8 protein-coding genes and 1 pseudogene are annotated in these 10,358 nt (G+C 32.8%); 4 read left to right on the forward strand and 5 right to left on the reverse strand.

Annotated features, from left to right (window positions below):
• On the forward strand, positions 1-841 hold an 841-nt coding region (locus tag AADI82_RS10730; RefSeq protein WP_341216436.1), incomplete at its 5' end, for a hypothetical protein.
• Positions 842-888: 47 nt separating this feature from the next.
• Here AADI82_RS10730 and AADI82_RS10735 read toward each other — a convergent pair.
• Complete coding sequence (locus tag AADI82_RS10735) at positions 889-2,166, reverse strand: replication-associated recombination protein A (RefSeq protein ID WP_341216437.1); 1,278 nt, start codon at positions 2,164-2,166, stop codon at positions 889-891.
• Positions 2,167-2,221: 55 nt separating this feature from the next.
• Here AADI82_RS10735 and AADI82_RS10740 point away from each other — a divergent pair, with 55 nt between their 5' ends.
• Positions 2,222-2,407, forward strand: coding sequence for a hypothetical protein (locus AADI82_RS10740; protein ID WP_341216438.1), 186 nt, complete (start codon positions 2,222-2,224; stop codon positions 2,405-2,407).
• A 32-nt stretch (positions 2,408-2,439) separates the two neighbouring features.
• On the forward strand, positions 2,440-3,171 hold the full coding sequence (locus AADI82_RS10745) for a rhomboid family intramembrane serine protease (RefSeq protein ID WP_341216439.1): 732 nt from the start codon (positions 2,440-2,442) through the stop codon (positions 3,169-3,171).
• 46 nt (positions 3,172-3,217) lie between these two features.
• On the opposite strand, the gene rlmB is transcribed toward AADI82_RS10745, so the two are convergent.
• Entirely contained in the window at positions 3,218-3,955 is a 738-nt protein-coding gene (gene rlmB, locus AADI82_RS10750) for a 23S rRNA (guanosine(2251)-2'-O)-methyltransferase RlmB (RefSeq protein ID WP_341216440.1), read from the reverse strand.
• A 198-nt stretch (positions 3,956-4,153) separates the two neighbouring features.
• On the opposite strand from rlmB, the gene AADI82_RS10755 reads away from it, so the two are divergent.
• A complete protein-coding gene (locus tag AADI82_RS10755; protein WP_341216441.1) occupies positions 4,154-6,907 on the forward strand; it encodes a T9SS type B sorting domain-containing protein in 2,754 nt (917 codons plus the stop codon).
• A 28-nt stretch (positions 6,908-6,935) separates the two neighbouring features.
• Here AADI82_RS10755 and AADI82_RS10760 read toward each other — a convergent pair whose 3' ends face one another.
• The 3 genes and pseudogenes from AADI82_RS10760 to AADI82_RS10770 form a co-directional block, all read right to left on the reverse strand.
• Complete coding sequence (locus AADI82_RS10760; RefSeq protein ID WP_341216442.1) at positions 6,936-7,937, reverse strand: DUF3179 domain-containing (seleno)protein; 1,002 nt, start codon at positions 7,935-7,937, stop codon at positions 6,936-6,938.
• Positions 7,938-8,049: 112 nt separating this feature from the next.
• A complete protein-coding gene (locus tag AADI82_RS10765) occupies positions 8,050-9,477 on the reverse strand; it encodes a SusD/RagB family nutrient-binding outer membrane lipoprotein (protein WP_341216443.1) in 1,428 nt (475 codons plus the stop codon).
• Positions 9,478-9,488: 11 nt separating this feature from the next.
• Positions 9,489-10,358: pseudogene (locus tag AADI82_RS10770) on the reverse strand (SusC/RagA family TonB-linked outer membrane protein); the annotation flags it as partial.

Genomic DNA, 10,358 nt, shown 5'->3' on the forward strand with positions numbered 1-10,358 from the left:
AACTAAATTATTAACAACACTTATAGCTTGCTTTATTATTACAAACGTATTCTCTCAAACCAATTTAAATGATTACAAATATGTAATCGTTCCTAAAAAATTCGATTTTTTAAAAGAAGAAAACCAATACCGTATGAATGAATTAGGAAAGTTTTTATTCGAAAAACAGGGTTTTATCACTTTAATGGAAGGTGAAAATTATCCAGACGATTTTAAACAAAATCGCTGCATAGGTTTAAATTCTAATGTTTTAAAAGAATCTGGAATGTTTAAAACGAAATTAACGGTTGTTTTAAAAGATTGTAATGATCAAGTAATTTACACATCGCAATTAGGAGAAAGTAGAATAAAAGAATATGATAAGGCATATACGGAAGCATTACGAAACGCTTTTAAATCTTTTGAAGATATAAACTATAGTTATGTGCCTAATAATAAAAATGTGGTTACTGTTATTAAAAAAGATGTTGAAACTAAAAATGAGGTAGCTCAAGAAATTCAGAAACTAAAAGAGGAAATACAATCTTTAAAAAAGGAAAATAAAGAGGTTATTGAGGTTGTTGAAACTAAAGCTGAAGTTGAAGAAATTGTTGTAGTACCAGTAAAAGAAACTGTTATAGAAGGCGCATCTAATGTGCTATATGCACAAGTAATTGAAAACGGATTTCAGTTGGTAGATAGTTCTCCAAAAGTGGTTTACAGAATTAAAAGCACAAATTTAGATAACGTGTTTTTAGTTGAAAATAAAAGTGCTATTATCTACAAAAAAGGAGATGATTGGATTTTAGAGTTTTATTCAAATAATGTTTTAAAACAGGAAACTTTAAATATTAAGTTCTAGTGTTATATAATAACAAACTAAAATGCAACTGAATACTGTGAACTAATTTAATACCCGTATTTATCTTTCCAACGTTGTTTTAAAAACTCCCGATGTGCATTTTCTCTAGCGTTATTTCCGGGGTCGTAAAGTGTGGTGTTTTTTATTTCGTCTGGCATAAACTCTTGATTGGCAAAGTTAGTATTGTAGTTGTGTGCATACTTGTAATTATCACCATAACCAAGTTCTTTCATCAGTTTTGTGGGGGCATTTCTAACCTCCAACGGCACACTTAAATCACCAGTTTCTTTAACTAATTGTTGTGCTTTACCAATGGCTTTGTATGCGGCGTTGCTTTTTGGTGAACAAGCTAAATAGGTGGCGCATTGGCTTAAAATAATTCTGGACTCGGGGTAGCCAATAGTCGTTACCGCCTGAAATGTGTTGTTGGCAATTACCAAAGCGGTTGGGTTGGCGTTGCCAATATCTTCGCTAGCAAGAATAAGTAAACGGCGCGCAATAAACTTAACATCTTCACCGCCTTCAACCATGCGAGCCAACCAATAAACCGCAGCATTTGGGTCACTGCCACGAATGGATTTTATAAACGCCGAAATAATATCATAATGCTGTTCGCCTGTTTTATCGTAGCGTACGGTATTATTTTGAATTTTCTTTAAAACGTCTTCATCAGTAATTGTAATATTATCAGAATCATATGAATTTACAATAAGCTCAAAAATATTTAGTAGTTTTCGAGCATCCCCGCCAGAGAGTTTTAAAAGCGCATTAGTTTCTTTTAAATCAATAGTTTTTTTAGAAATAAATTCATCTTTTTCAATAGCTCGTTTTATAAGTGTTTCTAAATCTTTTTTGTCAAAAGCATTTAAAATATATACTTGACAACGTGATAAAAGTGCCGAAATCACTTCGAAACTCGGATTTTCAGTTGTAGCACCAATTAAGGTAATCCAACCTTTTTCAACCGCTTGAAGCAAAGAATCTTGTTGCGATTTACTAAACCTATGAATTTCGTCAATAAACAAAATAGGATTTTTAGTAGTAAATAAACCGCCACTTTGTTTAGCTTTATCAATAACGTCACGAATATCTTTTACGCCAGAATTTATGGCGCTAAGCGTATAAAAAGGCCTGCCAGATTCGGTTGCAATAATATTCGCAAGTGTAGTTTTCCCCGTTCCTGGTGGTCCCCAAAAAATCATCGAAGGTATCAAACCTTGTTTTATATGCTGTGTTAAAGCACCTTTTTTGCCAACTAAATGCGTTTGGCTCACATAATCTTCTAAAATTTTTGGACGTAAACGTTCGGCTAATGGCTCATTCATAACGTAAAATTAAAGCATTTATTCCTGTGGAGGCAGGAATCTTTTAAAAGAATTTATGAACTTAAAGGTATTATTTATTTTAGATTCCGAAAATTACATTTTAATTTTTTTTTGGCGTGCCCCCGAAGAAAATTCGGGGTCGGGCTTTCCGTTATTAGTTTTGGCTCGATGCGCGCCTCGCCAAAAGCTAACCACTGCAATCCCTCACGAGGGTATATCTGCCATTTTAGCATCTAATTAAAACATGGTTAACTATTTGCTATCTTTAGTACAATGAATAATAAAGAACATTTTAAATTCTCAACAGGCGTTATTGCTTACCCAGTATTATTCGTATTAATTATATGGTTAGTGTTTTGGTTCGAGGTACGCTTTGGTTTTAATTTTAGTAAATATGGCGTTTATCCACAAACTTTAAAAGGATTAAGAGGTGTTGTTTTAAGTCCGTTTATTCATGGCGATATTCAACACATTTATCATAATACCATTCCATTGTTTGTTTTGTCAACAGCGTTGTTTTATTTTTATCGTCCTATTACTTGGAAAGTGTTAGTCTTCGGCATTTTGTTTTCAGGATTTCTAACCTGGTGTATTGGCAGACCATCGTATCATATTGGTGCGAGCGGACTCATTTATGTTTTAGTCAGCTTTACTTTTTTTAAAGGCGTATTTGCAAAACATTATAGGCTTATTGCTTTGTCATTATTGGTTATCTTTTTATACGGAAGCATGATTTGGTACGCTATCCCTTTAGAAAAAGGTATTTCTTGGGAAGGACATTTATCGGGTTTAATAGTGGGTTTATTATTTGCTTTATTTTTTAGAAAAGAAATTGCAAAGCCTAAAAAATATGTTTGGGAACGCGACGATTATAATGAAGAAAATGACCCATTTTTAAAACATTTTGATGAAAACGGTAATTTTATAGAAACTATTGAAACCGAAGAAGAGCAGGAGCAACCCACTATAAATTATGCATATAAAAAGCATTCAGAAAAAGATTGAATTGCTATTGAAAATATTTTTAAGTGTTACTGAAAACTAAGACTGTTTACTGCAAACGTTGCCTCACAACTTCATATAAAAAAGCACCACAAGCCACCGATACATTTAACGATTCAATATCACCTAAAATAGGTAGTTTTGCTTTAGCATCAACCACCTTTAAAGTTGAGGGGTTAATACCTCTACCTTCCGATCCCATAATAATAGCACAAGGCTCTGTAAAAGACACATCGTATATCATATCCTGAGTTTTTTCGGTAGCAGCAATTACTTTTATGCCAGAAGCTTGCATATAAAATACCGCATCTTTTATATGATCTACTTTGCAAATGGGTATTTTAAAAACAGCTCCAGCACTTGTTTTGATAGTATCTCCGTTTACTGGTGCACCACCTTTTTTCTGAATAATAATGCCATCAACACCTGTGCATTCAGCAGTTCTAATAATAGCTCCAAAGTTTCTAACATCGCTTAATTGATCCAATAGTAAAAACAATGGTGTTTTTCCAGATTCCATAACCTTTAAAACCAATTCTTCCATATTATGGAATTCAATTGGAGATATTTGTGCAACAACACCTTGGTGGTTTTTGTTAGTTAAGCGATTAAGCTTTTCAACAGGAACGTAAGATTTGTTAATAGATTTCCTATTTAACAAGGATTCTAGTTCGCTAAATAATTCGCCTTTTAAGCCTTTTTGAAGAAAAACTTTATCTACGTTTTCACCAGCATTTACAGCTTCTATAATGGCTCTTATGCCGAATATTTGTGTTTGATCTTGCATGGGATAAAGGTATAAAAAAGTTATTGGTCTAAGAAGTTTAACCTACAAAGAGTTTATTTTGCATTATAGGCTCATTATATTAATTTTAATTAATGTTTTTATAAAAATTTAAGGTTATGTTAAAACCTCTAAATCATTTATAATCAGAACAAATATGATTATATTTACAATGAATCAATCAATCAAAATAAATCAAAATTGAAAACCAAGGTTTTACTTTTAATATTAGTCTTATTTACTTGTTTTGCTTTTTCGCAAAAAGAATCGGCTAACTGGTATTTTGGTGAATTTGCAGGCCTTAATTTTAACACACCAAATCCAACACCGCTTTTAGATAGTAAATTAGCTACAAGTGAAGGTTGTGCAACTATATCAGATCCTAACGGGAATCTTTTGTTTTATACTGATGGTGTAACTATTTGGGATAGACGCCATCAAGTTATGCCTAATGGACAAGGTCTTTTAGGGCATAGTTCTAGTACGGAATCTGCTTTAATTGTACCAAAGCCAGGAAGTAAAACAAAATATTATTTGTTTACTATTGATAAGCCAAGTTACTATTTAACAGAAGACGAACCCATTGATGGGGTTAATTATTCAGAAATAGATTTATCATTAAACAATAATTTTGGTGATGTTGTATCTGCGGTTAAAAACAAGCATTTAATTACATATGACTCTACAGATCCTCTCCAAAATGAATATAAATCATCTGAAAAGATAACAGCAGTTACTCATAGCAATGGTAGTTCTGTTTGGGTTATTACTCAATTCATGAATAAATTTTATTCATTTCTAATTGATGGAAATGGTGTTAATGAAACACCAATTATATCTAATGTCCAACAAACTGTTGCTCCTCTTTTTAATGATGATGGTGCAAATATCACTGCAATAGGCTATTTAAAAGTTTCTCCAGACGGTAAAAAAATCGCGATTGCTCATAGCTCAACTTCCCTAGGAAATGGAGGTCCAAAAAACCCAAAAAAGCAATCTGGTAAAGTACTTTTGTATGATTTTGATAACACTTTTGGTAATGTGTCAAATCAGTTGGAGATTCTCTCTGAATCTTATCCTTATGGCGTTGAGTTTTCACCTAACTCAAAACTATTATATATAACTGATAATTTTTATGATGACGATGATAGATTTAATCATAGTCATTTATTTCAGTTTAATTTAGAAAGCTCAGATATTGCTAACTCTAAAGAAAATATAAGTATTTCAAAAAATGTTGCAGGAGCCTTGCAATTAGCTATAGATGGTAAAATTTACAGAGCAGGATTTCGAATTTCGTCAGAAGGTTTAAACCTTTCAGTAATTAATAAGCCAAATGAGATTGGTACTGCTGCTGGTTATTCTGAAAATTCGATAAATCTAGGAGGCAAAGCAGCATACTTGGGGCTTCCTCCATTTGTGCAATCTATATTTTTGTACACTTTCGATTATGAGTATACGTGTTTTGGGGATCAAACCCGTTTTTTTGTGACTTCAGAGGAGCCTTATGATAGTGTGCTTTGGGATTTTGGTGATGGACAAACATCAAGCCTCAATGAACCATTACATATTTATTCACAAGCTGGAGCGTATACTGTAAGTTTAACTATGTATTTGAATGGTGTTGAGCAAGGCCCTTTTTTAAAGCAAGTCATTATTTCTCAACCGCCAGATGTAATGAAAACCACTTTTGATTTAGTACAATGCGACTCTGCCGATAATAATCCAAATGATGGAATAGCACCTTTTAATTTACAACTTGCTAATGCTCCTTTAAGTTTATATACGCAAGATGCTATTCAGGTTTACTATTATAATTCAATGACAGAGGCCATTAATGACACTGATAATTTTAACGCCATTGATGAAATTTATACCAATCAATCCAATGGAGAAATAGTATATGCCAAAGTGTTCAAGGCCAATACAGATTGCTTTAGTATGGCTACAGTGAGATTGAATACAACACAAGCCATTGATATTGGTACTCACGAATTAGGAGCTTGCGACCCTGATGAAGATAATCTTGCAGATTTCGATTTAGAATCTGAAGGGATTAGAATAGCATCTGTTTTAAACCTTCCAACAAATGTTGATATATCATTTTACGAAGATAAAAATGATGCTGCCATAGGGATTAGTCCGTTGCCAAATATATACACATCAACAAATAATACAGTATATATTAGAGCTGAAAGCGATAGTGCATGTTATGGTACTGGCGTTTTAAGTTTAGAAGTAAAATCTTTTCCTCAATTAGAAGATCAAGTTATAAATGTTTGCATTTCAGATTTCCCAATAATCATTGATGCGGGACTCAGTTCAAGTCAAGTAAGTAGTTATGATTATGACTGGAGTACTAATGAAGTTTTAAATGAAATTTCAATTTCACAAGCAGGTGTTTATACAGTTAATGTTATTGATCCTTTGCTTAATTGTGAAGACATGATAACCATTACGGTGAATCAGAATGAAATTCCCGTAATTCAAGATTTAGTTATTAATGACAGAAACTTAATGGTTGTACTTGATAATACTAGTGATAATTTTGTTTATGCTATTGATGATGAGTTTGGTACGTATCAAGCAAGTAATTCTTTTTTAAATTTGCCATACGGAAAGCATACACTTTATATTATGGATAATTTAAACTGTGATAGAATATCAAAAGATTTTTATATTCTTGGATTTCCTAAATACTTCACTCCAAATAATGATAATTCTAATGATACTTGGAATGTCGCAGGTTTAGACCCAGGCTTATTCGGGTCTCAATTATTAACTATGGAAATTTTTAATCGGTATGGGAAATTATTAAAAACCTTTAATCCAAATCAATCCATTGGTTGGAATGGAAAATTTAAAGGAAACCTTTTAATTGATGATGACTATTGGTATTGTTTAAAATTTCCAAGTGGAGAAGAGTATAGAGGACATTTTTCATTAAAAAGATAATTATTGATAAATTTATAGTTTAATAAGATTAGTTATGAAACACTATATTTTCAAAAATATCCTTAAATGCCCATTCTGCAGCTACATAAGATTTTGGACTATTTAATTTTGAGCCTTGTCTGTTTCCAGAAACAGCATAACCAAAAGCATCCCAAATATTACCTTCGTTATCTATTAAAACATTAGGAAATTCATTTACATCTAATGCAGCAAATGATAAATTGCTTGGCAAATAAAAGGCATTAAAATATACTTTTTCTTTACTACCTACAATTATCACATCTTGACCATTAACTGATGTGTAATCTAACTCTATTCCATTAGAGAAATTATTATAGCTGAATACATGTACTATATCATCAAAAACATGCTCATGTATAACGCCTAGTAAATTATTGTAATCTATAGGAACTGGATCTTCATCACAGTTGCAATCTGCCACATCAGGATGATTAAATACCATGGCATTCGGGAAATGTGTTTTTACACTTAACCAATAAGATTCTATAATATTAAAGGTTTTAAGTCTAATTTCTTTACTTGAGTCTCTAAGACCACGTATAGCCATTTGAGACCAATAATACTTTAAATTTGCATCAGTAGTAATGAGATTATCTTTGTATAGAAACCCAGAAGCTTTCATTATAATAATTTCTCCGTTTGGTAACCTTCTATCAAATGAGAGTGCGCTTTCGGTTATTGGACAGTAGGTTATAGCCAAAGGAACATCTCCAAATGTATCATTTATAACTTCAAAATTATTAGTATAATCGTATGGGTATGCATAAACTTGTCCATTTATTTTCAAAAGCGCAAGTCTTGAATTCTCATTTAAAAACCCTATTGCATCAACTTCTGAAACACTTTTGTAGTTTGGGTTTTCTTTAACAGGATAAGTCCCTCCGCCAGCTATATCTGTTTTAGGTACGCACCATAAATTATCTAAAACTTCATCGTTATTATCTTTAGTAGTGTTTTCTGCTGAACAATTTACCAGTAAGATAAAAGTTAATATTAAAAATTGTTTCATTTTTCAAATGTATTTACCTTTAAGTCGGTAATTGAATATGTATATTACAAAAAGAGCCTTATAAGTTTTAAACTTATAAGGCTCTACTCTAATATAAAAAAAGGAACTAAAACTAGTTTACATCCCAGAATAATTTAGTTTGCTGAGAATCTCCGCCAATAGCAGTAGATGCAGCTTCCCAATTTGTTCCATTTAAATTTTGCTCATCAATAGGATACGTGTATCTATATGGTAATGGAGTGCCTTGATCAACAGGAATTTGTAAAGTAGGGGTATCAAATTTTCTCCAAGCTGTAAAGCCTTCAAACCCTCTATTAAACATAGCTATCCAAAACTGATTTCCAATTTTTTCTCTCCAAGTACCAGGAGCAGTTGTATAAGCAACATCCGGATTAGCCATATAAGTAGCTAAGTCACTAGCACCCCAATAATCAAAAGATGCAGCAATTCCATTATTATAATGCTCTTCGGCAGTACCACCTACTGTGAAACCAAGCTCAGCAGCTTCTGCTAAATAAAAAGATACTTCTGCGAAATCTATTAAAGAAGCAGGATTGGTAGGATCATGAATTGCATCACCGAAATGAGTATGAACAGCATATGAAGCTACAGTTCCATAATTTCCACCAACGTAAGTACCAGCACCTAAATTATCGTCAAAATATACAGCTCGTCTTGGATCATCAAGATTGTTCATAAAATTAACGATTGTATTTGCAGGAATATGATCTGCACGACCAGATTGTACAAGGTCAACCCAAACAGGATTTGTATTTGGTGTAGTACCTTCATAATTAATGGTTGCATTGTCTGCATTGGATGTAAATGCTCCACCACTAAAGCCAGCTTCTATAGTAGACTTAGCTAATGTTGGGTTAACATCTGTAAGACGACTTCCTAAGCGAATCATTAAAGAATTTGCAAATTTAACCCACGCTGCAGAATTTCCATCATATAAGCGGTCAGCTGTACTGTAACCAGAACCACTCAAACCAGGGATGGCAGCTGTTAAACGTGTAATTAAATCAGAATAAATGGTTGCTGCATCATCATACTTAGGTAAAGTAACATCACTAAGTGCTTCACTATAAGGAATGTCTCCCCAAGTATCTACCATTTGTTGAAATGCATAAACCATTAAAACTTCAGCTTGAGATACTCTTGCCGTTTGCTCAGCTCCACTTAATTCAGTGTCAGCCAATACATTTTCTTTAGAAGTTTTTAAATCTAATAATACGTCTCTATACATTTCTGACCAATGATAACCAGGAATAGTTCTAGTTACTAAATCGAAATTTGGTTCTTCTGTATAAGTTGTAGTTGTATTGTACTGCGCAAAAAATCTAAAACTGTTACGATTAACATTTAATTGCGTCATTTGGTCAATTAAACTCTTGGTTGCAGAATTAAATAAAAAGTCTGCTGCAACTTGAGTTGGGTTTTTCGGGTCTCTATTTAAGTTTTCGTATTGCTCATCGGTTTTACAAGAAGCTAATACAAGAACTACAGAGAGCACTGCTGTTAATAATATTTTTTTCATTTTATTTTTTTTTAAAATTGTAATTTAATACTAGCACCTATTTCTTTAATAGAAGGATATGAACCTGATTGATTACCTTGCGCATTACCAGCACTTAAACCAGCTTCAGGATCAGCATACGGTACATGCTTCTCAATAATCCATAAGTTTCTTCCTATAAGAGAGATTGAAGCAGATGTAAAAGGTAGTTTATCTAAAACTTTAGAATCGAATTTATAAGATAAAGTAGCTTCACGTAATTTTACATAACCAGCATCCCAAACGTGAGCAGCTTGTGGTTGACGATACCCCCAAAGACCAGCTGAAGTTGCAGAAGCTCTAATATTGTTAGGAGACCCATCAGCTAAAACACCTTCAAAAAGAACACCACCACTATCGGCACCGTAATTTCCTGGAGTTCCAGTTACAGGATCTCTATAAGGATTTCCTAACTCATTATCACCAGCTGTAAAATCATATAAACCAGTACCAAAACCATAATAAGTATCAAGAGAGAAAACATCTCCACCTTTTTGTATATCAATAAGGAAACTTAAATTAAAGTTTTTATAGGTAAAGCTATTACGGATACCTGCTTTCCAATCTGGGTTAATATCACCAATGTTGTTATTACTAGTAGCTGTTCTTAAATAACGTCCATTAGTACCAATAGTTTTTTGACCATTAGTGTAAACAAAATCACGTCCTCTAATAGTTCCATAAGGCTCACCAACAACTGCGTTTATTGTAAGGCCTGTTTGAAAGTCAGCTAATTCTAAACTTTCGATACCATCAAGTAAAGACAATACTTTACTTCTATTTCTGTCCCAGTTAATGTTAAGATCCCATTGGAAGTTTTCACTTTTTAAAGGAACCATATTTAACTGTAACTCTATACCTTT

Source organism: uncultured Wocania sp., assembly GCF_964021735.1.
Taxonomy (GTDB): Bacteria; Bacteroidota; Bacteroidia; order Flavobacteriales; family Flavobacteriaceae; genus Wocania_A.